A 24,515-nucleotide genomic window follows, 5' to 3' on the forward strand; every position below is an offset into this window, starting at 1 on the left:
GGCCGGCAGGGGAGAACGAATGATGAGCGACGAGCCCAACGAGATCCTCGAGGCCGCCAAGGCGGCGAAGGCGCACCGGAACGCGGGCGCCGACAAGGCGAAGGCGAGCGACAAGGCGCGCCGCTGGCAGTTGGGCGGGATCGTCGGCGTCGGGATCGGGTCAGCCGCGGTCGCCGCCGCGCTGCTGTTCGCCAACGGCAAGAAGCGCTGACCCCTTCGCCCCCGATCATCGTGTGCCGTGGCGGGACAGGCGAGGAATAGCAGCGGATTGGCAAGGATTGCTCGGGTAAGAGGGCGCGCGCCTGGTGCGCGTCGACACGGAGCAGCCACGATCATCCGCATGGCCAGGCAAAAACCTCCGGGAACCGCGTTGGTCCGGCTGCGACAGGTGCCCGTCGTCTGGGCGCTCGCCGCGGCGGCGCTCATCCTGCTCGTCTCGGCGCTATCGGTTCAAGGACTGCTGCGGCTGTTCGGAGACGGGGTCGCGGCTGCGTCGCCCGCGCTTCGCGCCGTCGCGGTCGCGGTGCCGCGCGCCATCCCGGCCGCCGCAGCGACTGCCGACAGCTACGCCTCGCCCGCCGCGGGGACGACGGGTACGACCGATCTGCCCCCGGTGCCGATCGCCTTCGCGCGACAGTCGCTCGGCGATGGCTCGATTACGCCGGCGCGGCCTTTCTCCACCGCCGGGGCGAGCAATGTCGATCGCGGACGCGCGCTCGAATGCCTGACCGCGGCGATCTATTACGAGGCGGCGTCCGAACCCGACGACGGGCAGCGCGCGGTGGCGCAGGTGATCCTCAACCGCGCGCGCCATCCCGCCTTCCCCTCGAGCGTCTGTGGCGTCGTCTATCAAGGGTCGGAGCGCCGCTCGTGCCAGTTCAGTTTCGCCTGCGACGGTGCGATGGCGCGCGTGCCCGCGGCGGCGGGCTGGGCGCGCGCGTCGCGTGTCGCGGCGGCGGCGCTCGGCGGCTATGTATTCGCACCCGTCGGTCTCGCGACGCATTATCACACCTACGCGGTCACCCCGGCGTGGAACCGGATGCTCGTAATGACCGACGCGATCGGCGCGCACTTCTTCCATCGCTGGAAAGGGTTCTGGGGGACGGCCGGCGCGTTCATCCAGCGTTATGGCGGGCACGAACCGGTCCCCGGACCGCACCGCCCGCTCGATCCACTGCTGACGGTCCCGCCGATCGTGGCGAGCCAGGCGGTGGTCGCGCCGACGCCCGGCGTGATCGCACCCGCCACGGCGCCGACGTCATCGCCGGCCGCGGCGACGACTGGCGCGACCGCCCGCACGATCACCCCGGCGTCGCAGATACAGGCGCGTCACGCGCAGAGCGGCGAGGCGATCGCGCCATCGCCCGCCGCCGCGCCACCGCGCGCAGCGCTGCCCGAATCGCAGATACTCGATCGATGGAAGGATTCGGGCAAACCGCTCAGATAGACTGCCTCAGCGGCAGCGCACCTCGTTGCGATCGATCGACTGGCCGAGCGCCGCGCCGCCCGCACCGCCGATCAGCGCGCCGAGCAGGCCCGACCCGCCGGGGGCGATCGCCGAACCGAGCGCGCCGCCCGCGATCCCGCCGATGATCAGACCGGTCGTACCATCGTCGCGGCGGCAGTAATAACGCCCGTCGCGCCCGGCATAGACGCGGTCGCGGCGGCTCAAGCGGCGCTCACGGTAGCTCGCGTCGTCGCGGTAGTAACGGTCGGCGTAATAGCCGTTATAGGCCGGGTCGGGGCGGTTGTAGTCGTACGCGCCATAGCCGTTGTACCCGGCATAGCGCGGCCCCGCGCCATAGTCGCTCGCGCATCCCGCCACCAGCATCGCCACGCCGAGCGCCGCCACCGTCATCTTCATCATCCGCCTCCTGTTTATCGGTAAGGGCGCAATGATCCGACGGCGGTTTAGGTTGCATAATGGCCGTAATCACGACGACGCCGGCCCCGGGCGTGCGCCGTCGGTGTTCGCTCAGCGCGCGATACCGCCCGCCGCCAGCACCGCCAGCGTCATCAGCTCGCTCGCGGTCGAGGTCATCGGCGCGATCTGCACCGGCTTCTCCATGCCGATCAGCATCGGGCCGATCATGTCGTCGCCGCCCAGTTCGCGCAGCAGCTTGGCGGAGATGTTGGCCGATTGCAGCCCCGGCATGACGAGGATGTTGGCCGGCCCCGACAGCCGCGCGAACGGGTAATTCGCCTGCTGCTTGGGGTTGAGCGCGACGTCGGGCGACATCTCGCCCTCATATTCGAAGCTCACCTGCCGCCCGTCGAGCACGGTGACTGCCTGGCGGATGTTGTCCAAGAATGAGCCCTCGGGCGTGCCAAAGGTCGAGTAGCTGAGGAATGCGACGCGCGGTTCGTGGCCCATGCGGCGCGCGACCGCGGCGGTCTGCTCGGCGATGTCGGCGAGTTCCTCCGCACTCGGGCGCTCGTTGACCGTCGTGTCGGCGATGAAGATCGTGTGGCTCTGCCCGACGAGGACGTGGATGCCGAACGGCGTGCGATCGGGCTTGGGATCGATCACGCGGCGCACCTCGCGGTAGCTTTGTGCGAACGTCCGCGTGATGCCGGTGATCATCGCATCGGCCTCGCCGAGCTGGAGCAGCACCGCGCCGAAGGTGTTGCGATCCTGGTTGATCATCCGCTCGCAATCGCGGCGCAGATAGCCGCGGCGCTGGAGCCGGCCGTAGAGGAAGTCGACCATCCGCGGCACCAGCGGCGACACGCGGCTATTGTGGACCTCATATTCCTCCGGGTTCGCGATGCCGAGCGCGGCGAGCCGGTCGTGCACATCGTCGCGCCCGACCAGCACCGGGGTGCCGTAGCCGCCTTCCTTGAACGCGATCGCGGCGCGCAGCACGACTTCCTCCTCGCCCTCCGCGAAGATGACGCGCTTGGGATGCGCGCGCGCGCCCTCGTAGGCGAGGCTGAGGACCGAGGTCGTCGGGTTCAACCGCGCGCGCAGCGACTGGCGATATGCGTCGATGTCGAGGATCGGCTTGGTCGCGACGCCCGAATCCATCGCGGCCTGCGCGACCGCGACGGGCACCACCTCCATCAGGCGCGGATCGAACGGCGCGGGGATGATATATTCGGGGCCGAAGCTGTGGCGCACGCCGTAGGCGGTGGCGACTTCCTCGGGCACGCGCTGGCGCGCGAGTTCGGCGATCGCGTTGGCGGCGGCGATCTTCATCTCGTCGTTGATCGCCGAGGCGCGGACGTCGAGCGCGCCGCGAAAGATGAAGGGGAAGCCCAGCACGTTGTTGACCTGGTTCGGATAGTCCGAGCGGCCGGTCGCGATGATCGCGTCGGGGCGCGCCGCGCGTGCTTCTTCCGGGCGGATCTCAGGCTCGGGGTTCGCCATCGCGAAGATGATCGGCGCCTTTGCCATGTCCTTGACCATCTCGGGCTTGAGCGCGCCCGCCGCCGACAGGCCGAGGAACACGTCCGCGCCCTCCAGCGCCTCGGTCAGCGTCCGCCTGGTCGTCGCGACCGCGTGCGCCGACTGCCACTGGTTGATCCCCTCACGGCCCTGATAGATGACGCCGGTGCGGTCGCAGATGATGACGTTTTCCTGCCGCACGCCCATCGCCTTGATCAGGTCGGTGCAAGCGAGCGCCGCGGCACCCGCGCCGTTCACCACGACCTTCACGTCGGCCAGACGCCGGCCGGTCAGCAGGCACGCATTGATGAGGCCCGCGGCGCAGATGATCGCGGTGCCGTGCTGGTCGTCGTGGAAGACGGGAATGTTCATCCGCTCGCGCAACGACTGCTCGATGATGAAGCACTCGGGCGCCTTGATGTCCTCGAGGTTGATCCCGCCGAAGCTCGGCTCGAGCAGAGCAACCGCGTTGACGAAGGCGTCGACGTCCTCGGTCGCTAGTTCGAGGTCGATCGAATCGACGTCGGCGAAGCGCTTGAACAGCACCGCCTTGCCTTCCATCACCGGCTTCGACGCGAGCGCGCCGAGATTGCCGAGCCCGAGGATCGCGGTGCCGTTCGAGATCACGGCGACAAGATTGCCCTTGGCGGTATAATCGTACGCGGTCGCGGGATCGTCGGCGATCGCGCGCACCGGCACCGCGACGCCGGGCGAATAGGCCAGCGCCAGGTCGCGCTGCGTCGCCATCGGTTTCGAGGCGATGATCTCGATCTTGCCCGGGCGTCCCTCCGAATGGAACAGCAGCGCCTCGCGCTCCGAGAACTGGACGTTGGTGACGGCTTCAGCTTCGGTGCGGGGATCGGTCATGCGGGTGCCCTTACGGAAAGGTGCGCGTCATGTGAACCGCTACCATGCACCCGATGTGTGACGTTCGTGGTCCAGCAGGAAGCGTTTCGCCGCCAGCCCGCCCGCGAAGCCGGTCAACGCGCCGTTCGCGCCCACAACGCGGTGGCACGGTGCGACGATCGACAGCGGATTGCGCCCGTTCGCCGCGCCGACCGCGCGCGTGGCGGTAGGGCGGCCGACCGCGTGCGCGATCTGTGCGTAGCTGCGCGTCTCGCCGAACGGAATGTCGGCGAGCGCCAGCCACACGTCGCGCTGAAACGCGGTGCCGTGCGGGGCGAGCGGCAGGTCGAAACGCGTGCGTGTGCCCGCGAAATATTCGCGGAGTTGCCCGGCCGCGGCGACGAGCACCGGATGATCGTCGCGCGTCGTCGCATCGGCCAGTCGGACACGGCCCGGCGCGTCGTCAGGCCACAGGATCGCGACCAGCCCCTCGTCCGACGCGATCAGCGTCAGCGGACCGATCGGCGAGGGCAGGATCGAGCGATAGAGCATGGCGGGCGTTCCGTGAGAGCAGGTGCCGTGTGTAGCGCGGCCGCGGTCGTTCGGACACGCCTTTCGCGCGTGCCCGCGCTTCTGTATCGCGCCCGCGATGGCGAGCGTTTCCTCCACCCCGACCCCGATGATGGCGCAATATCTGGCGCTGAAGGCGGAGGCGGCGGACTGCCTGCTGTTCTACCGGATGGGCGATTTCTTCGAGTTGTTCTTCGACGACGCGCGCGTCGCGGCGCAGGTGCTCGACATCGCGCTGACCGCGCGCGGCGAGCACGAGGGCGAGAAGATCCCGATGTGCGGCGTCCCGGTTCATGCCGCGACCGCGTATCTGCAGCGCCTGATCAAGGCCGGGCACCGCGTCGCGATCGCCGAGCAGACCGAAACGCCCGAGGCGGCGCGAAAGGCGCGGGGGTCGAAGGCGCTGGTCGGGCGCGCAATCGTCCGTTTCGTCACCGCGGGCACGCTGACCGAGGAGGCGTTGCTCGACGCGCGTGCGGCGAACTGGTGCGCGGCGATCGGCGAGGTGAACGGCGCGGTCGCGATCGCCGCCGCCGACGTATCGACCGGGCGTTTCGTGGTGATCGAGACCGACGCGGGCGGCCTGGGTGCCGAACTCGCGCGGCTGGGTGCGGCCGAGGTGGTGGCGTGCGAGGGCGCGGACCACCCCGCCAGTGTCTGGCGTCCGCGCGCCGACTTCGACAGCGCGAACGGCGAGGGGCGGCTGAAATGCGTGTACGGCGTCGCGACGCTCGACGGCTTCGGGCAATTCTCACGCGCCGCGCTGTCGGCTGCGGGCGCGCTCGTCGCGTATCTGGAGCATAATGCGAAGGGCGCGCTGCCCTTCCTGCGCCCACCGACGCTCGAGGCCGCGGCGGAAACGATGGCGATCGACGCGGCAACGCGCGAGAGCCTGGAATTGACCTGCACCGTGACGGGGCAGCGCAAGGGCAGCCTTCTCGACGCGGTCGACCGCACGGTGACGGGGGCGGGCGCGCGGCTGCTGGGTGAAGACATCGCCGCGCCGCTGATGGATCTGCCCGCCATCGAGGCGCGGCAGGCGCTGGTTGCGCTGTTCCACGACGACGACGGCTTGCGCGAGCGATTGCGTGCGAGCTTGCGTGCGCTGCCCGATGTCGGCCGTGCGCTCGGGCGGTTGGCGGCGGGGCGGGGTGGCCCGCGCGATCTCGGGCAGTTGCGCGACGGGCTCGACGGCGCGGCGCATCTCGCCGACCTACTCGCCAAGATCGAGCGGGCGCCTTCGCTGCTCGCCGAAACGCTGCCGCGCTTGCGCGGGCACCATGCGCTGATCGACCTGCTCAAGCGCGCTTTGGTGCCGGCACCACCGATCGAGGCGAGCGACGGCGGCTATATCGCCGCGGGCTACGATGCCGCGCTCGATGAATTGCGCGACGCAGGCGCGGGCGGGCGGCGCGCGATCGCGGCGCTCGAGGCGAAATACCGCGGCGAGACGGGTGTCACCGCGCTCAAGATCAAGCACAACGGCGTGCTCGGCTATCATATCGAGGTGCCCGCGCGCGCGGCCGACCCGCTGATGCGCGCCGACTCGGGCTTCACGCACCGTCAGACGATGGCGGGCGCGATCCGCTTCAACGCGCCCGAACTGCACGAGGTCGCTGCGCGCGTGACGCAGGCCGGCGCGCACGCGCTGACCGCGGAGACCGCGCATCTGGAGGAGTTGACGCAGACCGCGCTCGCGGTGCGCGAGGGCGTCGCCGCAACCGCCGACGCGCTCGCGCGGCTCGACGTTGCGGCCGGGCTCGCCGAACGTGCGGCAGAGGGGCATTGGACGCGCCCGAAGCTGGTCGAACAGGCTTGTTTCGAGGTCGCGGGCGGGCGCCATCCGGTGGTCGAGAGCGCGCTCGCGAAATCGGGCGACCGCTTCGTCGCCAACGACTGCCGCCTGTCGGAAGGCAACCGTTTGTGGCTGGTGACCGGCCCCAACATGGGCGGCAAGTCGACCTTCCTGCGCCAGAACGCGCTGATCGCGGTGCTTGCACAAGCCGGCAGCTACGTGCCCGCGTCGGCCGCGACGATCGGCCTCGTCGATCGGTTGTTCAGCCGCGTCGGCGCGTCGGACAATCTCGCGCGGGGACGCTCGACCTTCATGGTCGAGATGGTCGAGACCGCTGCGATCCTCGCGCAGGCTTCTCCGCGAAGCTTCGTCATCCTCGACGAGGTCGGGCGCGGTACCTCGACCTACGACGGGCTGGCGATCGCCTGGGCGGTGGTGGAGGCGATCCACGAGGAGAATCGCTGCCGCTGCCTGTTCGCGACGCATTATCACGAACTGACGAGGCTCGCCGGACGCTGCGAGGCGCTCAGCCTCCACCACGTCCGCGCGCGCGAGTGGAAGGGCGACCTCGTCTTGTTGCACGAGTTGGCGGAAGGACCGGCGGACCGCAGCTACGGTCTCGCGGTCGCGCGGCTCGCGGGCATGTCGCCCGGCACGGTCGCGCGCGCCAAGTCGGTGCTCGCCAAACTGGAGGCGGGGCGCGCCAAGACCGGGGGGCTTGCCGCGGGGCTCGACGACCTGCCGCTATTCGCCGCCGCCGCGCAGGCCGAGGAGGAGAAGTGCGACGCGATTCGCGCCGAGGTCGAGTTGATCGACGTCGACGCGCTGACCCCGCGCGAGGCGCTCGACACGCTTTACCGGCTGAAAGCGCTGGCGCGCGAAGGCTGACCGCGGGGCTCCCCATCGGCGCGGCGCGCGCTTATGTCGGTGGTCATGCGCCGAACCTTCGAGCAACTGCCCAACCGCCGCGCGATCATCGATCGTCGCGCGCTCGCCGACGCGCTCGCGGCACTCGAGGGCAGGGGCGACGCGCAGCTTCGTCGCGGCGCGACGGCGGTGCTGAAGGCCGCGCTCGATGCAGGCCGGGCGGAGATCGCGCGGCGTTTGTCCGAACATCCATCTCGCGGGCTCGAGGCGGCGAACGCGCAGGCCTATCTGGTCGATCAGATCATCGTCGCGCTCGCCGACTTCACGACGACCAGGCTCTATCCGCTGAGCAATCCGACCGCGTCGGAGCGGCTGCTGCTGATCGCGGTCGGCGGCTATGGCCGCGGTGAAATGGCGCCGTTCAGCGACGTCGACCTCGGGTTCGTGACGCCGTGGAAACAGACTCCCTGGGCCGAGCAGGCGATCGAATCGATGCTCTACGCGCTGTGGGACCTGGGGCTGAAGGTCGGGCATTCGAGCCGCTCGCTCGACGACATGGTGCGTCAGGCGAAGGCCGACGTGACCGTGCGCACTGCGCTCCTTGAGGGGCGTTACCTGTGGGGCGACGAGGCTTTGTACGAGGAAGCCGCCGCCCGCTTCGACAAGGAGGTGCGCAGCGGCACCGAGCGGCAGTTCGTCGCCGACAAGCTGGCCGAGCGAAATACGCGCCACGTCCGCATGGGCGACACCCGCTACGTCGTCGAACCCAACGTCAAGGAGGGGAAGGGCGGCCTGCGCGATCTCCACGCGCTCTTCTGGATCGGCAAATACGCCTACAAGGTGCGCAGCTCGCGCGAGTTGAAGGACGCGGGGCTGTTCACGCCGGAGGAATATCGGCTGTTCCACCGCGCCGACAATTTCCTCTGGGCGGTGCGCTGCCACCTCCACCTGATCGCGGGACGCGCCGAGGACCGGCTGACCTTCGACTATCAGCGCGAGATCGCGAGCCGGATGCATTACGCCGACCGCCCGGGCAAATCCGCGGTCGAACGCTTCATGCAATTCTATTTTTTGCAGGCAAAGACCGTGGGCTCGCTGACGGGCCTGTTCCTTGCGCACCTGGAGGAGCGCTACAACCGGCGGCACAGCGGTGAACGGATCAAGCGTCTGCTGCGTAGCCCGCGCAAACTGAATGGCTTCACCGTCGACCGCGGACGGCTGGCGATCCCGAGCGACGATTTCTTCGCGAACGATCCCGTCCGGCTGATCGAGGCATTCGCGCTCGCCGCGCAGACGCAGATGGAGATCCACCCGCTCGCGCTGCGCTGCGCGACGCGCGACGCGAAGCTCGCCGCCTCGGTCCGGCGCGATCCGCGCGCCAACGCGCTGTTCCTCGACGTGCTGACGAGCCGCAACGACCCCGAGCTGGTGCTGCGCTGGATGAACGAGACCGGCGTGCTCGGCCGTTTCCTGCCCGACTTCGCGCGCGTGGTCGCGCAGATGCAGTTCGACATGTACCACCATTACACGGTCGACGAGCACACGATCCGCGCGGTCGGGCTGCTCGCGCGGATCGAGAAGGGCGAGCTGAAGGGCGACCACCCGCTCGCCAGCGCGGTGATGGAGCAGGTCGTGTCGCGGCGCGTGCTCTACGTCGCGGTGCTGCTGCACGACATCGCCAAGGGGCGCGGCGGCGACCATTCGGTGCTGGGTGCGGAGGTCGCGCTGCGCGTCTGCCCGCGATTGGGGCTGACCCGCGCGGAGACCGAGACGGTGGCGTGGCTGGTACGGCACCACCTGCTGATGTCGGCGACCGCGTTCAAGCGCGACCTGTCGGATTTCAAGACGATCCTCGATTTCACCGCCACGGTGCAGAGCGTCGAGCGGCTGCGGCTGCTGCTGGTGCTGACCACGGTCGATATCCGTGCGGTCGGGCCGGGCACGTGGAACGGGTGGAAGGGGCAGCTGCTCGCCGACCTGTACGACGGCGCGGAGGAGGTGCTGCGGCTGGGGCACAAGCAGAAGGGCCGCGCCGAGCGGATCGCGGCCAAGCAGCAGGCGCTGCAGGAGGCGACCGGCTGGGACGCGTCGACGATGGCCGCCTACGTCCGTCGCCTGCCCGAGCCATACTGGATTGCCGAGCCCGCCGACGTGCTTGCCGCCAATGCCGAGGTGGTGCGCGCCGCGGGCGATGCGCCCTTGTCGATCGCGGCGCAGGTTTATCCCGAACGCGGCGCGACGCTCGTCACCGTCTACGCGACCGACCATCCGGGGCTGTTCTTCCGCATCGCGGGCGCGATCAACGTCGCGGGCGGCAACATCATCGACGCGCGCATCCACACGACGCGCGACGGCATGGCGCTCGACAATTTCCTGGTGCAGGACCCGCTCGGCCGCCCGTTCGACGAGGCCGAGCAGTTGCAGCGCATCCGCGTCACGATCGAGGATGCGCTCGCGGGCCGCGTGCGGCTGACTGACCGGTTGAAGGCGAAACCGCTGCCGCGCCTGCGCGCCGATGCGTTCGCGATCGAGCCCGACGTACTGGTCGACAACAAGGCGTCGAACCGCTTCACCGTGGTTGAGGTCGCCGCACGCGATCGCCCGGCACTGCTCAACCAGCTCGCGCACGCGCTGTTCCAGTCGAAGGTGACGATCCACTCCGCGCACGTCTCGACCTATGGCGAGCGCGCGGTCGACACCTTTTATCTGACCGATCTGACGGGCGACAAAATCGCGTTGCCCTCACGCGTGCGCAGCATCGAGCGGCGCCTGCTCGCTGCGGCGGCGGGCAAGGCGGTGGAGGAAGCCGCCTGAGGACGCGACCCCGGGCGTCGGCGACGATCGCCGAGTAAGCAAAGGGCCGGCTCGCGGGTGCGAACCGGCCCTTCGTTGCGTCTGGATCAGCCGATCAGAAGCGCGTGCGTACCGTCACGCCGTAGGTGCGCGGCTCAGCGAGGTAGGAGGAGAAGACCTGGTTCGCGGTGGCGAAACCACCCGCGGTCCCGAACGCCTGCACCTGCGCCTGGCTGCCCGCACCCTGGAACGGCGCGTTGAACGCGACCTGCTGATAATCCTGGTTGAGCAGGTTCTGCGCGAACACCTCGACCGCCCAGAGGTCGTCGCGACCGCGCAGACCGACGCGCGCGTTCACGACGGTGAAGCCATCCTGCTTCTTCTCGGGGAAATTGTCCGACCCGGTGTTGTAGTCCGACGAGGTGCGCTGATCGATGTAGAACAGCGCCGACATGCCGTTCGAGCCGATGTCCGGGGTCCACGATGCCGATGTCGTGATGACGTTGCGCGGCGCAAGCGGCATCTGCGCGCCCGGCAGCAGGAACAATGCGGGGTCGAGCGGCTCGCCCGAGGCCGAGCCGACGATGTTGCGGCGTACCTTGGTGTCGGCGAGCGTGTAGCCCATCGTGATCGCGACCTGCCGCGCGGGATAGAAGCCCGCCTCGATCTCGACGCCCTGGCTGCGCACGCCGGTGCCGACGTCGCCGGTGCAGCGGCCGGTCGCGGCGCTGTTGTCCTTGTCGGCGCCGTTCAGGCCGTCCTTGCAGCTGCCCAGGTTCTGCACGATGAAGTTCGTGCCGTTGAACGTGTTGAGCTGGAAGTTCGTGAAGTCCGACCGGAAGCCCGCCAGGTTGAACGTGAACTGGCGCGACGAGTACTTCAGGCCGACTTCGTACGCGTTGACCGTCTCGGGATCGAACCGCAGCGCGGCCGCATTGGGGGCGAGCGTCGTCTGCGGCAGATAGGCGAGACCCAGATCGGAGCGATCGAGGTTGTAGCCGCCCGCCTTGAACCCGCGCGAGTAGCTCGCGTAGGTCATCAGGCGATCGACCGGCTTCCACGACAGCACCGCGGTGCCGGTGAACTCGTCGTTGTTGAACTTGTCGCTGATCGACTTGCCGTTCAGCGTCGAGCTCGAGTTGCCGGTGCAGCTGAGCGTCAGGATGCCCGCGACCGTCGAGGCGAGCTGCGGGTTGGCGAGCAGCGGCGCGAGGTTGGTCAGTTGCTGCGCGCAGACGGTGTTGTCGTTGGTGAAGCTGGCGTTCAGGTCCTTCATCTCCTTCGTCCAGCGCAGGCCGCCGGTCAGCGACAGCCGATCGGTGATCTTCAGGACGTTGTGGGTGAAGAAGGCGTAGCTCTCGCTCTTCTGGTCGTAGATGTCGCGACGCGCGCCCAGATCGCTGATGGTCGAGAGGCGGTCGAGCGCACCCAGGATCGTTCCGGCCGCTTGACCGAACGACGCGCCAACTGCCTGACGTGCAGTAACGCCGGGGGCGATAAAGCCGGTCGAAAGACAGCCGGGCGCCGCCGGGTTGCGCAGCGCGGCGGTCGGATTGGCACTGGCGACGACGCGGCAGGCGGCGAACCGGCCGTAATCGGTGCCGAAGCGCAAATTGTCCGACACGCGCAGCTTCTCGTTGCTGTAGAAGCCGCCGATCAGCCAGTTGAGCCGGTCGCCGAACGCTTCGCCGTTCAGCCGCAGTTCCTGCGTGAAGGTGCGGAAACGGCGGAAGGCATTGCCGTCGTCGGCGCGGTAGACGAGGTCGAGGTTGCCGTAGTCGAAATCGCCCGCGCCGAACGACTTGTACTCGCGGTACGCGGTGATCGAGGTCAGCGCCGCACCACCGAAGTTCCAGTCGACCTGCGCCGAGCCGCCGTAATCCTTCGTGACGTTCGAGTAGGCCCGCCCCGACGTCTGCGCGATGCGGCGGTTGTACGGATCGCCCGCGCTCGGGAATACCGCGCCAAGCGACTGCATGACCTGAACGATGCGGTTGCCCGCCGGATTGATCGCGAAGTCGCCGGGGGTGCCGGGCGTCGGGTCGATCTTCTCACGCAGGTCGACGTAGACCGCGCCGCAGCACTTCTCGTCGCGACGGGTGTAGTCGCCGATCAGCCGAACCGAGAAGTTGCTCGACGGCTCGAGCAACAACTGACCGCGCACGAAATAGCGGTTGCGGTCGTTGAAATCGGTGTTGTTGATGACGTCGCGGTAGAAACCGTCGCGCTTGGCGTAGACGCCGTCGACGCGGAACGCGAGCAGGTCCTTGACGATCGGCCCGGTCAAAGCACCCGCGACGCGGACGTTGTTGTAATTGCCGTAGGTCGCCTCGCCGTAGCCGCCGAAGTCGAACGACGGCGCCTTGGTATAGATGTTGATCGCGCCCGCCGACGAGTTCCGCCCCGACAGCGTCCCCTGCGGCCCGCGCAGCACTTCGACGCGCTCGATCTCGCCGATGTCGTTCAGGCCCGAGCCGGTGCGGCTGCGGTAGACACCGTCGATGAAGGTGACGACCGAGCTTTCCAAGCCCGGATTGTCGCCGACGGTGCCGATGCCGCGAATGCGTGCCGAGGCGTTCGCTTCGGAGCCGGTCGACGACACGCTGAGCGAGGGGGCGAGCTGCGCCACGCCGCGGATGTCGGTCGCACCCGAATTCTGCAGGCTCTCCTGATTCACCGCGTTGATCGAGATCGGCACGTCCGCCAGCCGCTCGGCACGGCGCGTCGCGGTGACGACGATGTCGCCCGCGCCCAGCTCGGCAGTCGGGCTCGCCTGATCGGCGGCGGTGCTGGTCTGGCCGTCGACCGCGGCGTTGGTGGTGACGGGGCTGGTCTGCTCCTGCGCCAGCGCGGGGTACGCGGCCAAGCAGGCAACGGTGGACATAAGGGTCGCGGTAATGCGCATCGAAACAGCCTCTCCCAGAATTTTTGAATATCGGGTTTGGGGCAGGTTCTATGTCGCGGATTTTACGCGTCTAGCAAAAGTTACGCGTCACGTAAGCGAAAGCGGCGCGAGTGTAGCGCCGATGCAACAGTAGCGAAAGAAAACGTCAGGCGCCGCGCGGAGTTGACGCTACGGCACGCGCGCGGTCGAGCCGCGGGTATGGCGCGCCGGCGGGAACCCCGCCGGCGCGCGCCAACTTTATTTCGGCGACAGCACCATCAGCATCTGCCGGCCTTCCATGCGCGGATAGGCCTCGACCTTGGCGATCTCGTTGGTCGCCTCGGCGACGCGTTGCAGCACCGCCATGCCGAGCGAGCCGTGGCTCAACTCGCGACCGCGGAAGCGCATGGTGACCTTCACCTTGTCGCCTTCCTCGATGAACTCGACGACCTTCTTCATCTTGGTGTCGTAATCGTGGTCATCGATGTTCGGACGCATCTTGATCTCCTTGATCTCCTGCGTCTTCTGGCTCTTGCGCGCGGCGTTCGCCTTCTTCTGCGCCTCGTACTTGAACTTGCCGACATCGAGGAACTTGGCAACGGGCGGGTCCGCGTTGGGGGATACCTCGACCAGATCGAGCCCGACTTCCTTGGCCTGCGCCATCGCTTCGCGCGTGTACATGACGCCGAGATTCTCGCCCTCGTGATCGATCACGCGGACCTTCTGGCTCTGGATCCACTCGTTGAAGCGAGGGCCGTTCATCGGCGGCGCCTGCATGGGGCGGCGCATCATAGGCGGACGGATAGATACTTCTCCTGTTGATTCACTCGTGCCGATATAAGCGTTCGCACGCAAAATCGGAAGATGCCCGGTGCGTTCCTTCGCGTCGGCGCGCGCGCACATCGCGTACGCGCGCCGACGTGCACGTCAGAAGCTGCCGCGCAGCGTCACGCCGTAGGTGCGCGGCTCGCCCGGGAAGCCGATGAACAGCTGGTTCGCGCTGCCGGAAAAGCCCCCCGCGGCGGCCTGCTCAACCGCGCGGAACGTGCCCGATCCTTGGGCGGGTATGTCCGATGCGAGCTGGAAGTAACGCTGGTCGAGCAGGTTCTGCGCCCACAATTCCACGCCCCAGCGCTTGTTCGCGCCATAAACGCCGACGCGGCCGTTCACGACCGCGAACGCGTCCTGCACCTTCTCGATGTCGAGGTCGGAGCCGGTGTTGGTGTCGCTCTGCATCCTGGCATCGAGATAGACGAGCCCGGTCAGTCCGCTCGTGCCGATCGCGGGGGTCCAGCCGATGCCCGCGGTGGTGACCATCTCGGGCGCGTTCGACAGATTCTGGTCGGGCAACTGGAACAGCACGGGCGACAGCGGACGTCCGCTGGTGCCGACCAGGTCGCGGCGGTAACGCGTGTGCGCGTAGGTGAACCCCAGGTTCACCGACACGTCGCGCGCGGGGCGGATCGTGCTCTCCAGCTCGACGCCGGTCGACAGCACGCCGGGGCGCAGCCGGTCGGACGCGCACCCCCCGGTCGCCGCCGACGCGTCGATGTCGGCGCGTCTCAGCGGATCGCGGCACGACTGGATGTTCGCGACCTCGAAGCTCGTCCCGTTGTAGGTGTTGAGCTGGTAGCCGCTGAACACCTGATGGAAGGCGGCGACGTTCACGTCGATGCCGCGGCCGTTCCATTTCACGCCGAGCTCGTAGGCGGTCACCTTCTCGCTCGCATAGGCCAGGTCGGCCACCTCGGCGCGGCCGTTGCCCGGCGCGTTCGCGGGGCGCGCGAGCAGGGCGGCGCACGCGGCCTGCTGCGCGGCGGTACCGGCCCCGGCGAAACACGGACGGTCGAGGCCGGAGAAGTCGAGGTTGAACCCGCCCGCCTTGTACCCGCGCGACGCGGAGGCGTAGACCAGCAGCCGCTCGACCGGCTTGAACCCCAGCACCGCGGTGCCGGTCCACTGCCCGTCGTCGAAAGTTGATCCGGGGGTGCCCTGCGGGATATCGATCCCCGCGCCGTTGACGACGCAGGCAAGGCCGGCGAGCGACTGGAGCGACGAATTAAGCAGCGCGGGGCACAGCGTGTTGGTCGCGCGGTAATCGGCGCGCACGCGCTTGTGCTCGTCGGTGTACCGCACGCCGATCGTCGCGAACAGGCGGTCGGGCACGATCGCGAGCGTGTTGTGCGTGAACAGCGCCCAGTTACGGCTGTTGAGCGTGAAATTGCCGTCGTTCGCGCCGGTGCCGACGAGCGGCGCGGCATTCAGCTGCCGCGCGACCGCGTCGTAGCCGGCAAACACGCTCGTCGGCGCGGTCGAACAGGTGGGGGAGGCGAGGTTCACCTGACCCGCGCCCGCGGCGGCGAACGAGGTCGCGATGATGCAATTGGCGAAGCGGGTATAATCCTGCCCGTAACGCTGGTCGTCATCGACGTTCAGTTTCTCGTTGCCGTAATAGCCGCCGACCAGCCAGTCGAGCCGTCCGTCGAACGCGCGGCCCGCGAGGCGCACCTCTTGCGAGAAATTGCGGAAGCGGCGGTCGAGGTCCTGCCGATCGAGCAGGTCGAGGCGGTTGAAATCGTTGTCCTGCCCCATGCGGTTCTTGTAATCGCGCCACGCGGTGATCGACGTCAGCGTCGCGCCGCCCAGTCGCCAGTTCACCTCGCCCGAGACACCCCAGTCGCGCACGTCCGACCGGTAGGGTACGCCCGCACTGGTCGAGGTGGTGAACCCGAACCGCTCCCCCACGGGCGGCAACTGGAAATTGGCGCCGAGCGCCTGGAGCAGCGGCAGCAATGTGTTGGGGCCGACCGCGACCGATCCGCCCGCCGGATCGGTCCGCGTCAGGCTGCGCACCGGGCCGAGCAAGGTGCCGTTGCAGCAATTCTCGTGGCGCTCGGCATAATCGCCGATGATCCGCACCGACAACGCGTCGCTCGGACTCCAGCCGAGCTGCGCGCGCGTCAGCCAGCGGTCGCGATCCTGGATGTCGGGCTCGCCGGGGGTGAGCTGGCGGATGAAACCGTCGCGGCGTTGCCACACGCCGTCGACGCGAACCGCCGCGCTTTGGCCAACCGGCAGGTTCACCGCGCCATCGAGCCGCCAGTAATCGTAATTGCCGTAGCTGACCGAGCCGTGCGCGGCGACGCGGCCCAGTTCGGGCGCGCGCGTGACGATGCTGATCGTGCCCGCGGTCGAATTGCGCCCGAACAACGTCCCCTGCGGCCCGCGCAGCACCTCGACGCGGTCGACCTCGCCCAGCTCGGTCAGACCGACCCCGCTCCGCGCGCGGTACACGCCGTCGACGAACAGCCCGACCGAGCTTTCCAGCCCGGGATTCTCGCCCACCGTACCGACCCCGCGGATGCGCGCGGTGAAATTCGCTTCGCTGGTCGCGCCCGAGACGAGCAGCGACGGCGCGACCTGGTCGATCCCGCGCAGGTCGACCGCGCCCGTGGCGGCGAGCGTCTGGCCCGAGATGGCGGTGATCGCGATCGGCACATCCGACAATCGCTCGCTGCGCCGCGTCGCGGTGACGACGACGTCGCCCGGTTCGGTGGCGGCGGGCTGATCGTCCGACGGCACCGCGGGCGATTGCTGGGCGGCGGCGGGCAGGGCGAGAAGAAGCGCGGACGAGAGCAGGCTGGCCGCGAATGCGGGTCGGTACATGGATGCGTTCCCTGGTGACCGCGGCGTCTGTGCGCCGCTTGGCAAGGGCGCGGCGGTTAGCGGTCGGGCAGGGAAAGTCACGCGCTTTGTTGCCGCGTTGCGGCGGGCCGTTGAGGGGGCGGGGGACCGATCGCGCGGGGCGAGCGGTCCCCGTAAGTCGGTCAGCGCACCAGATCGGGCGCGCGTGCCTCCTCGGTCAGTCGTGCGGTGATGTCACCGAGCGCGACGATCTCCTGTCCTTGGCTGCCGAGGCGACGCACCGCGACATTGCCCTCGTCGGCCTCGCGCTTGCCGACGACGAGCAGGACGGGAACCTTGGCGACCGAATGCTCGCGCACCTTGTAGTTGATCTTCTCGTTGCGCAGGTCGGTTTCGACCCGCAGCCCGGCGGCGCGCAGCTCGGCCGCGACCTTCAGCGCGTAATCGTCCGCGTCGCTGACGATCGTCGCCACCACCACCTGCACAGGTGCCAACCACAGCGGGAAGCGTCCGGCGTGATGCTCGATCAGGATGCCGATGAAGCGTTCGAACGTGCCCAGAATCGCGCGGTGGAGCATCACCGGGCGGTGACGGTTGCCATCCTCCCCGACGTATGCCGCATCCAGCCGTTCGGGCAGCACGCGGTCGGACTGGATCGTGCCGACCTGCCACGTCCGCCCGATCGCGTCGGTCAGGTGGAACTCGAGCTTCGGCGCGTAGAACGCACCTTCGCCCGGCAGTTCCTCGAACCGGTCCTTGATCGCCTGCGGCAGGTTCGATGCCTGCACCGCGTCGCGCAGTTCCTGCTCCGACTGGTCCCACATCTCGTCGGAGCCGAAACGTTTCTCGGGGCGCAGCGCCAGTTTCACCGCGTAATCCTCGAACCCCAGGTCGCGGTAGACGCTGTCGAGCAGCTCGCAGAATTTGCGTACCTCCTCGACCAACTGGTCCTCGCGCACGAAGATGTGCGCGTCGTCCTGCGTGAACTGGCGCACGCGCATGATGCCGTGGAGCGCGCCGTGCGGTTCGTTGCGGTGGCAGCAGCCGAACTCCGCCATGCGGATCGGCAGGTCGCGGTACGATTTGATCCCCTGTTTGAAGATCAGGACGTGCGCGGGGCAGTTCATCGGCTTCAACGCCATCAGATCGGCGTCGCCGGTCAGGACCGCACCCTCGTCCTCGGTGTTGGGGATCTCGTCGGGTACCACGAACATGTTCTCGCGGTACTTGCCCCAGTGGCCCGACTGCTCCCACTGCCGCGCGTCCATCAGCTGCGGCGTCTTCACCTCGGCATAGTCGGCCGCGTCCAGCCGGCGGCGCATGTACGCCTCCATCTGGCGCCACAGCACGAAACCCTTCGGGTGCCAGAACACCGACCCCTGCGCCTCCGACTGGAGGTGGAACAGGTCCATTTCCTGCCCGATCTTGCGATGGTCGCGCTTGGCGGCCTCCTCCAGCATGAATAGGTGCTGGTCGAGCTGTTTCTTGTTGAGCCAGCCGGTGCCGTAGATGCGCGACAGCATCGCGTTCTTCTGGTCGCCGCGCCAATAGGCACCCGACACGCGTGTCAGCTTGAATGCCGCCGGATCGAGCTTACCGGTCGAGGCCATGTGCGGCCCGCGGCACATGTCGAGCCACTGGCCCTGACGGTAGATCGTCAGTTCCTCGTTATCGGGTAGCTCGGCGGCCCATTCGGCCTTGAACGTCTCGCCCTGCTTGTTCCACGTCTCGATCAACTGCTCGCGCGTCCAAACCTCGCGCGTGAACGGCTCGTTCTTCGCGATGATACGGCGCATCTCCGCCTCGATTGCCGGCAGGTCGTCGTCGGTGAAGGGACGATCTTTCGGCGCGAAATCGTAGTAGAAGCCGTCGTCGGTCGCCGGTCCGAAAGTGATCTGCGTGCCCGGGAACAGGTGCTGCACCGCCTCCGCCATCACGTGCGCGAGGTCGTGGCGCGCGAGTTCGAGCGCATCGGCCTCGTCCTTCTGCGTGACGAGCGCGAGCCGCGCGTCTTGCGTCAGCGGGCGGGTGATGTCGCGCAGCTCGCCGTCAACGCGTGCGGCGATCGCCGCCTTGGCGAGGCCGGGGCCGATCGACGCGGCGATCTCGGCGGGCGTGGTGCCGGGTGCGACCTCGCGAACCGAACCGTCGGGCAGCGTGATCGAGATGGTGGTCATGGAACGATCCTGAAGAAAATTCATGTGCCGCTTATGGCGGAAGCGCGCCCGGCGGAAGGGGGCGCACGAACGTATCGGGGGCGTCGCCCGTCAGGCGCGCGCGTCGATCGACCCCGGGGCGACCGGGGCGGTGCTAGTTCGCGCGAGGAAATGGCATGGCATCATTATCGGGTAACATAGCGGCCGCGCGCGGGCGACGCCAGCCAGTCGGGTCATTGGGGCGGGTTCGCCCGCTTCCTATATCGAGCGCACGATGACGACCGACTTCGCGGGCAACACCCATTTCTACATCCTGATCGGCGTGCTGCTGCTCGCCTCGGTGATCGCGCGGCGCGTGCCGGTGCTGCGCACGCTCGTCTCGCTCGCGGTCTGGGCGGGGCTCGCCGGGCTGCTCTACATGGTGGTCGCGCAGCGCGAGCGCTTCGATCCGTGGATGGGGCGTCTCGCCGCCGCGCTCAACATCGAGAGCCAGCAGGTCGCGGGCGAGGAGACGCGCATCCGCATGTCGCCCGATGGCCATTTCTACGTCCGCGCGAAGATCGGCGGGACCGAGCGGCGGCTGCTGGTCGACAGTGGTGCGACAATCACCGCGCTCTCGCCCGACACCGCCGCCGCCGCGGGGGTCGAGGTCAAGCCGGCTCTGTTCCCGGTCGTGCTGCAGACCGCCAACGGCGCGATCCGTGCGGAAACGGGCGAAGTGAAAGAACTCCGCTTCGGCAACGTCGTCGCGCGCGATCTCGCCGTCGTCGTGTCGCCCGCGTTCGGCGACATCGACGTGCTCGGCATGAATTTCCTGTCGCGGCTGAAGAGCTGGCGCGTCGAGGGTCGGACGCTGATCCTCACCCCGCATCACCCGCAGGACGCGCCCGCGGCGTGAGGATCACGCCGGCGTCGGGTCGGCGCCGAGGGTCATATGCGCCGCGCGGCCACGGGCGCGCATACCCCATAGCAGCAGCGGCACCGACAGCGCGATCGCGACGAGATCGATCACGATCGGCTCCGCAATCGCCGGCCGCACCAACATGAGGTGCCCGATCGCGGTCAGCAGGATCGATCCGGCGCAGACCCGCCGCAGCGCCGCCGTATCCGCCACGCGAGGATAGAGGATCGCGACCACCAAAGCGGCGGCGAAGGCGCTCCAGAACGCGAGCGCCAGCGGCGCCTCGGCCCCCAGCACCCCGCGCAGCCAGATCGCCCAGACGATCAGCGTCGCCGATCCCCATACGGTCATCGACCAGGCCGCGCGCAACCGCGCCCCGCCGAGCCCACGCCGCCGGCGCTTTTCCAGCCACAAGGTGTTGCCGGTCGCGGTGATCGCGCACAGCGCCAGCCCCATCAGCATGTACGCAATCTCGACCGGCAGCCCCGCGAAATTGCCGAAATGCAGATTGTACGACGAGGCGGCGACCTGCTTTCCGACCGCACCGTCCGACAGTCCGGCCTTCGAATGGAACGCGCCGGTCGACGTGAAGAAATAGCTTTCACCGTAGATCAGCCGGCGCGGATGCGCGGCGAGGATCTGGACGTGCTGCCCCGCGGTCAGCGGTTCATGGACGATGACGTAGGTCGGCGCGGTTCCCGGCACGCGTGCCTCGAGCGTCCGCATCGCCGCGGCGGCGTCGGCGATCGGCGCGCGCGCGGGGTTCGACGGCGGCTCGTGCCCGAAGATGTGCGCGTAGACCTTCAACGTGTCGCCGCCGGTGTACGCCTTCGCCAGCATCGTCGTGCCGACGCTGCCAAGCCCGATGAACGCGCCGGTCAGCGCGACCGCGAGCACGAACGGCAGCGTCCAGACCCCCAGCCGGTTGTGCCAGTCGGCGCGCGCGAGCTGCGCGTCGTGGCGCGCGCGCAGCGAAAAGGCATCGCGCACGATCCGCGGATGCGCGAGTACCCCCGTCGTCAGCAGTGCGCACAGCATCACCCCCAGCGCACCGACCAGGACCATCCCCCAGGTCATCGGGAGGTGGAGGTATTCGTGCATCGCGATCAGGAAGTCGGTCCAGCCATGCGCCTCGCGCGCGACGATCCGCCCGCTCGCGTCGACGTACCAGCCGCCCGAATCGGTCGTCACGGTGGCGCGCGGCAGCTCGGCACTCGGCATCCGCACGTAGAGGTGCGTGGTCGCGGGCTTGCCCGCCTCGTTGGCGAGCGCGGCGGCGATCGCGGTCTGCACCGCGGCGGGCGACAGCGCGCTCATCTCCGGCACGTCGGGCTGCTCCCAGCGCTGCCAGCGGTCGTGGATCACGACCAACGTGCCGCTCAGGCAGATGATGTAGATCAGCGCGCTCGCGAGCAGCCCGATCGCGGCGTGGCCGCCCAGCGCGCGCTTCACCAGCGTGTCGCGCGGCGAAACCGGCAACGCGCTCACGCCGCACCCCACAGCATCGTACCGGCGATCGCGGTGACGAGCGGCGCGGCGATCATCTGCGACGGGCGCGCGCGGGTGAGCTGCACGGTCAGCAGCGCGATCCAGATCACGGGTTGCAGGTACAGCGTCAGCACGACCGCGTCGCTGTCGAGCGCCGCGCCGCCGCGGATCGCCGCCTGGACGCCGAATGCGAACCACTCGGCCGCGGCGAAGGCGACGGGCACGACGAGCGCGAAGACGGCGAGACGGCGGACGAGGTCGCGCCGGTGATGCGGGATCGAGATCGCGGGCGGCTCGCGCCGGGCACGCAGGTTCTTCGCGGGTGCGCTCCAGCCGGCGTGGAGAACGCAGGCGAGCGCCGTGCCCATCCCCGCGACGACGCCGACCGACAAACCCCACGCGCCGTCCTGCCACGCGAGTACCGTGAGCGCTCCGAGCGCCAGCGCCCAGCCGAGCAGCGCGAGCCCGCGCGCGCCGTTCCAGCCGATGCGGACGAGCACCAGCGCCACGACCAATGCGATCAGCGCGATCGCGGTCACCGCCTACGTCCCGCCGGCTCGCTTGTGCGCACCATCCATTCGCTCCAGTAACGCGCCCGGCGGCGCCTCGTCACCGGGCTATAACGAACGCGCTATTGCAAATCAATCGCACGCATTCGGCGCTAATGGCCGCCTTCGATCCAGCCGATCCCCGCCTCGCCGAGCGCCACCGCGAGGGCGGCTTCGAGCTCGACCGCTTCCCATCGCTCCACCGGGTTCAGATGCGCGACGAGGTCGGGCAGCAATTGCACTCCGAACCGCTTAACCGCGCCGCTTGCCTTGTATCCCGCCTTGTGCTGATCGAACCGCCAGTCGGGGTCGCGCGCGGTCTGCCCGACATAGATGCCCCACGCGACACGCCGTGCCGGATTGTGGAGCAGGATCAGATAGACCGAATAGCCCGCGCGAGCGGTGCCGCGCGTCGTCGCGCGAAACGTTGCCGCGGTGCGCGTCGCGCGCGCGATCACCCCATCACCCGAAAGCGGCATCGTCATCGCGCGTCAGTCGTCGTCCAGCGCGATCCACGTCGGTGCGTGGTCGCTCGCGTGCGGCCAGCCGCGGACGTGGCGGTCGACCCCGGCGGCGGACAGCCGGGGCGCGAGCGTGGGGCTGAGCAGCAGGTGATCGATCCGCAGCCCCGCGTCGCGCGCATAGGCGTCGCGCAGGTAATCCCAGAAGGTGTAGAGCGTCTCGTCGGGGTAGAGATGCCGCAGCGCGTCGGTCCACCCCTGCGCGGTCAGTCGCGAGAAGGCGGCACGAACCTCGGGCGCGAACAGCGCGTCGTTGACCCAGCGTTTGGGTCTGTAGACGTCGCGCGGCGTCGGCATCACGTTGAAGTCGCCCGCCAGCACGACCGGCGCACCGCTGTCGATCAGGAACCGCGCCCGCGCCATCAACGCGTCGAACCAGGCGAGTTTGTAGTCGAAGCGTGCGCCCGGACGCGGGTTGCCGTTCGGGACATACAAGCTGGCGACGATGACGCCGTTGACCGCCGCCTCGAGATAGCGGCACTGCGCGGGGTCGGGGTCGTCGGGCAGGCCGGATTGCGTCGGGTGGATCGCGCCGACGCGGCTGAGGATCGCGACGCCGTTCCAGCGTGGCTGGCCGAGCCACGCGGCCTCGTATCCGGCATCGCGCAGCGCTGCGGCGGGAAAGTTGCCCTGCGGCGCCTTCAGTTCCTGCAGGCAGACGATGTCGGGTTCCGCCTCGGCGAGCCAGCGCAGCAGCACGGCCAGGCGCCCGTTGACGCCGTTGACGTTGAAGGTCGCGATCCTCACGCGCATTGTCCGGGCATCGGGCAGTCAGACGCGCGGTGTTGCCGCTATGTTCCGCGTGTCTGCGACCAAACGGTGAGGAACCAACCCGCGCCACGGCCGTCCAAGCGGTCATGGACGCTGCCATCATCCAATTGGGACTGGTCGAGGACGAGACGATCCAGCTCGACGCCGCCGCCCTCGAACTAGCCGCGCTGGATCACCCCGGGGTCGATCTCGACCCTTATGTCGCGGTCCTGACCTCGATCACCGAGCGGATCGCGGCGCTCGCCGACATCGCCCCGTCCGCCAGCGCGCAGGGCGCGGCGCTGGCCGAGGTGATCGCGGGCGAATACGGGTTCACGGGCGACCGCGAGAATTACGACGATCCGGGTAACGCCGATCTGATCCGCGTCATCGACCGGCGGCGCGGGATGCCGATCAGCCTCGCGATCCTGTTCGTCGCGGCGGCGCGGCGCGTCGGATGGAGCGCGGACGTGCTCAACACGCCCGGCCACGTGCTGGCGCAGATAGGCCCGCCGACTGCGCCGGTGCTGATCGACCCGTTCAACGACGGGCAGGAGATGAGCCAGGAAGGGCTCTCCACCTTGCTCAGGCGGATGCTCGGGCCCGGTGCGGTACCGCGCGGCGACCATGTCGCGGCGATGTCGAATCGCGACGTGCTCGTCCGCCTGCTGATCAACCAGGCGACCCGTGCCGAGCGTGCGGGCGATCCGGCGCGCGCGCTGACGCTGTTCGCGCGGATGACGACCTTCGCGCCCGGCAATCCGCACGTGTGGTGGGAACATGCGCGGCTATCGCTGACCGCGGGGGATGTCGCCGCCGCCCGCGCGAGCCTGGGCGCGATGCTGGAGGTGACGCGCGACGCCGCGACGCGGGTGCGGATCGCCGCCGCGCTCGATTCGCTCGCGGGAACCTAATCCTCCGCCAACGCGGCGGCGACCGCCTCCTCGTCGACCTTGAACGCGTGCGCGAGCGCGGCGACGGACGCACCGCGGCGGTGGAGCAGCCGCAGACGGTCGAGGTCGAGTTCGGTCACGTAATGTCGCGTGTCGCGTTCCTCGGTCGCGTGGCCGGTACGCGCGAGCGAGCCCGTGCTGCTGCGCCGCTTGGGCCGGGCGTCGCGCGCGTCCGCCGCCGCGGCGCGGCGCTGTTCTTCTTCCGCGCGGCGTTCGTCGCGCTGCCGTTCGCGCAACTGCGCCTGCGCGTCGCGCGCGGCGGCGCGTGCCTCGGTCCGCGCCTCAGCCGCGGCGATCCGCTCGGCGACGCGGCGCGCGTGCGCCTCGCCGCGCTGCGCCTCGCGCTCGTTGCGGCTGCCGGTAAGCGGCGCCGTCGCCGGCTTGCCCCAGGAACTGTGCATGCTTCCTCG

At 69.0% G+C, this 24,515-nt stretch carries 18 protein-coding genes; 6 read left to right on the forward strand and 12 right to left on the reverse strand.

Going from position 1 to position 24,515, the window contains the following annotated elements:
• Nucleotides 1-22: 22 nt before the first annotated feature.
• Together KZ810_RS00945 and KZ810_RS00950 are read left to right on the forward strand one after the other, a co-directional pair.
• Complete coding sequence (locus KZ810_RS00945) at nucleotides 23-211, forward strand: hypothetical protein (protein ID WP_219767142.1); 189 nt, start codon at nucleotides 23-25, stop codon at nucleotides 209-211.
• Between the two features lie 159 nt (nucleotides 212-370).
• Entirely contained in the window at nucleotides 371-1,447 is a 1,077-nt protein-coding gene (locus tag KZ810_RS00950; protein WP_258044258.1) for a cell wall hydrolase, read from the forward strand.
• A 6-nt stretch (nucleotides 1,448-1,453) separates the two neighbouring features.
• On the opposite strand, the gene KZ810_RS00955 is transcribed toward KZ810_RS00950, so the two are convergent.
• The 3 genes from KZ810_RS00955 to KZ810_RS00965 all read right to left on the reverse strand — a co-directional run bounded on the left by KZ810_RS00955 (nucleotide 1,454) and on the right by KZ810_RS00965 (nucleotide 4,786).
• Complete coding sequence (locus tag KZ810_RS00955; RefSeq protein ID WP_219767144.1) at nucleotides 1,454-1,867, reverse strand: glycine zipper 2TM domain-containing protein; 414 nt, start codon at nucleotides 1,865-1,867, stop codon at nucleotides 1,454-1,456.
• A gap of 108 nt (nucleotides 1,868-1,975) precedes the next feature.
• The gene (locus tag KZ810_RS00960) at nucleotides 1,976-4,255 is read right to left on the reverse strand and encodes an NADP-dependent malic enzyme (RefSeq protein ID WP_219767145.1); all 2,280 of its coding nucleotides are present in this window, start codon (nucleotides 4,253-4,255) and stop codon (nucleotides 1,976-1,978) included.
• Nucleotides 4,256-4,294: 39 nt separating this feature from the next.
• Nucleotides 4,295-4,786, reverse strand: a complete 492-nt coding sequence (locus KZ810_RS00965; RefSeq protein ID WP_219767146.1) for a methylated-DNA--[protein]-cysteine S-methyltransferase — start codon at nucleotides 4,784-4,786, stop codon at nucleotides 4,295-4,297.
• Nucleotides 4,787-4,913: 127 nt separating this feature from the next.
• On the opposite strand from KZ810_RS00965, the gene mutS reads away from it, so the two are divergent.
• Together mutS and KZ810_RS00975 are read left to right on the forward strand one after the other, a co-directional pair.
• Nucleotides 4,914-7,487 (forward strand): DNA mismatch repair protein MutS, encoded by a 2,574-nt coding sequence (mutS, locus tag KZ810_RS00970; RefSeq protein WP_219767683.1) that lies wholly within the window; start codon nucleotides 4,914-4,916, stop codon nucleotides 7,485-7,487.
• A 45-nt stretch (nucleotides 7,488-7,532) separates the two neighbouring features.
• Nucleotides 7,533-10,280 carry a [protein-PII] uridylyltransferase gene (locus tag KZ810_RS00975; protein WP_219767147.1) on the forward strand — a complete coding sequence of 916 codons (2,748 nt, stop codon included), beginning with the start codon at nucleotides 7,533-7,535 and terminating at the stop codon, nucleotides 10,278-10,280.
• 94 nt (nucleotides 10,281-10,374) lie between these two features.
• On the opposite strand, the gene KZ810_RS00980 is transcribed toward KZ810_RS00975, so the two are convergent.
• The 4 genes from KZ810_RS00980 to thrS form a co-directional block, all read right to left on the reverse strand.
• Nucleotides 10,375-13,164 carry a TonB-dependent receptor gene (locus KZ810_RS00980; RefSeq protein WP_219767148.1) on the reverse strand — a complete coding sequence of 930 codons (2,790 nt, stop codon included), beginning with the start codon at nucleotides 13,162-13,164 and terminating at the stop codon, nucleotides 10,375-10,377.
• A 237-nt stretch (nucleotides 13,165-13,401) separates the two neighbouring features.
• On the reverse strand, nucleotides 13,402-13,935 hold the full coding sequence (gene infC / locus KZ810_RS00985) for a translation initiation factor IF-3 (RefSeq protein ID WP_174193308.1): 534 nt from the start codon (nucleotides 13,933-13,935) through the stop codon (nucleotides 13,402-13,404).
• A 135-nt stretch (nucleotides 13,936-14,070) separates the two neighbouring features.
• Nucleotides 14,071-16,809 carry a TonB-dependent receptor gene (locus KZ810_RS00990; protein WP_219767149.1) on the reverse strand — a complete coding sequence of 913 codons (2,739 nt, stop codon included), beginning with the start codon at nucleotides 16,807-16,809 and terminating at the stop codon, nucleotides 14,071-14,073.
• Nucleotides 16,810-16,970: 161 nt separating this feature from the next.
• The gene (thrS, locus tag KZ810_RS00995) at nucleotides 16,971-18,965 is read right to left on the reverse strand and encodes a threonine--tRNA ligase (protein ID WP_219767150.1); all 1,995 of its coding nucleotides are present in this window, start codon (nucleotides 18,963-18,965) and stop codon (nucleotides 16,971-16,973) included.
• Nucleotides 18,966-19,218: 253 nt separating this feature from the next.
• Here thrS and KZ810_RS01000 point away from each other — a divergent pair, with 253 nt between their 5' ends.
• On the forward strand, nucleotides 19,219-19,842 hold the full coding sequence (locus KZ810_RS01000) for a retropepsin-like aspartic protease family protein (RefSeq protein WP_219767151.1): 624 nt from the start codon (nucleotides 19,219-19,221) through the stop codon (nucleotides 19,840-19,842).
• Nucleotides 19,843-19,845: 3 nt separating this feature from the next.
• On the opposite strand, the gene KZ810_RS01005 is transcribed toward KZ810_RS01000, so the two are convergent.
• The 4 genes from KZ810_RS01005 to KZ810_RS01020 all read right to left on the reverse strand — a co-directional run bounded on the left by KZ810_RS01005 (nucleotide 19,846) and on the right by KZ810_RS01020 (nucleotide 23,149).
• Nucleotides 19,846-21,333 carry a PepSY-associated TM helix domain-containing protein gene (locus tag KZ810_RS01005; protein WP_308461454.1) on the reverse strand — a complete coding sequence of 496 codons (1,488 nt, stop codon included), beginning with the start codon at nucleotides 21,331-21,333 and terminating at the stop codon, nucleotides 19,846-19,848.
• Nucleotides 21,330-21,872: a hypothetical protein gene (locus tag KZ810_RS01010; protein ID WP_219767153.1), complete on the reverse strand. Its 543-nt coding sequence runs from the start codon at nucleotides 21,870-21,872 to the stop codon at nucleotides 21,330-21,332. The genes KZ810_RS01005 and KZ810_RS01010 overlap by 4 nt, the downstream gene beginning before the upstream one ends.
• A 122-nt stretch (nucleotides 21,873-21,994) precedes the next feature.
• Nucleotides 21,995-22,366 (reverse strand): GIY-YIG nuclease family protein, encoded by a 372-nt coding sequence (locus tag KZ810_RS01015; protein WP_219767154.1) that lies wholly within the window; start codon nucleotides 22,364-22,366, stop codon nucleotides 21,995-21,997.
• Nucleotides 22,367-22,372: 6 nt separating this feature from the next.
• Entirely contained in the window at nucleotides 22,373-23,149 is a 777-nt protein-coding gene (locus KZ810_RS01020) for an exodeoxyribonuclease III (RefSeq protein ID WP_219767155.1), read from the reverse strand.
• Between the two features lie 110 nt (nucleotides 23,150-23,259).
• Between KZ810_RS01020 and KZ810_RS01025 the strand changes: the two genes are divergently transcribed.
• Nucleotides 23,260-24,066, forward strand: a complete 807-nt coding sequence (locus KZ810_RS01025; protein ID WP_219767156.1) for a SirB1 family protein — start codon at nucleotides 23,260-23,262, stop codon at nucleotides 24,064-24,066.
• Here the strand turns inward: KZ810_RS01025 and KZ810_RS01030 are convergent.
• Nucleotides 24,063-24,506, reverse strand: a complete 444-nt coding sequence (locus KZ810_RS01030) for a hypothetical protein (RefSeq protein WP_219767157.1) — start codon at nucleotides 24,504-24,506, stop codon at nucleotides 24,063-24,065. The genes KZ810_RS01025 and KZ810_RS01030 overlap by 4 nt on opposite strands.
• Nucleotides 24,507-24,515: the final 9 nt, after the last annotated feature.

This window comes from Sphingomonas citricola, from assembly GCF_019429535.1.
GTDB classification, from domain to species: Bacteria; Pseudomonadota; Alphaproteobacteria; order Sphingomonadales; family Sphingomonadaceae; genus Sphingomonas; species Sphingomonas citricola.

Coding starts and splice junctions, on each gene's coding strand:
- KZ810_RS00975 (WP_219767147.1), top strand. CDS start 7,533: ATGCGCCGAACCTTCGAGCAACTGCCCAACCGCCGCGCGATCATCGAT.
- KZ810_RS01015 (WP_219767154.1), bottom strand. CDS start 22,366: ATGACGATGCCGCTTTCGGGTGATGGGGTGATCGCGCGCGCGACGCGC.
- KZ810_RS00945 (WP_219767142.1), top strand. CDS start 23: ATGAGCGACGAGCCCAACGAGATCCTCGAGGCCGCCAAGGCGGCGAAG.
- thrS (WP_219767150.1), bottom strand. CDS start 18,965: ATGACCACCATCTCGATCACGCTGCCCGACGGTTCGGTTCGCGAGGTC.
- KZ810_RS00965 (WP_219767146.1), bottom strand. CDS start 4,786: ATGCTCTATCGCTCGATCCTGCCCTCGCCGATCGGTCCGCTGACGCTG.
- KZ810_RS00960 (WP_219767145.1), bottom strand. CDS start 4,255: ATGACCGATCCCCGCACCGAAGCTGAAGCCGTCACCAACGTCCAGTTC.
- KZ810_RS00980 (WP_219767148.1), bottom strand. CDS start 13,164: ATGCGCATTACCGCGACCCTTATGTCCACCGTTGCCTGCTTGGCCGCG.
- KZ810_RS00990 (WP_219767149.1), bottom strand. CDS start 16,809: ATGTACCGACCCGCATTCGCGGCCAGCCTGCTCTCGTCCGCGCTTCTT.
- infC (WP_174193308.1), bottom strand. CDS start 13,935: ATGATGCGCCGCCCCATGCAGGCGCCGCCGATGAACGGCCCTCGCTTC.
- KZ810_RS01000 (WP_219767151.1), top strand. CDS start 19,219: ATGACGACCGACTTCGCGGGCAACACCCATTTCTACATCCTGATCGGC.
- KZ810_RS01025 (WP_219767156.1), top strand. CDS start 23,260: ATGGACGCTGCCATCATCCAATTGGGACTGGTCGAGGACGAGACGATC.
- KZ810_RS00955 (WP_219767144.1), bottom strand. CDS start 1,867: ATGATGAAGATGACGGTGGCGGCGCTCGGCGTGGCGATGCTGGTGGCG.
- mutS (WP_219767683.1), top strand. CDS start 4,914: ATGATGGCGCAATATCTGGCGCTGAAGGCGGAGGCGGCGGACTGCCTG.
- KZ810_RS01030 (WP_219767157.1), bottom strand. CDS start 24,506: ATGCACAGTTCCTGGGGCAAGCCGGCGACGGCGCCGCTTACCGGCAGC.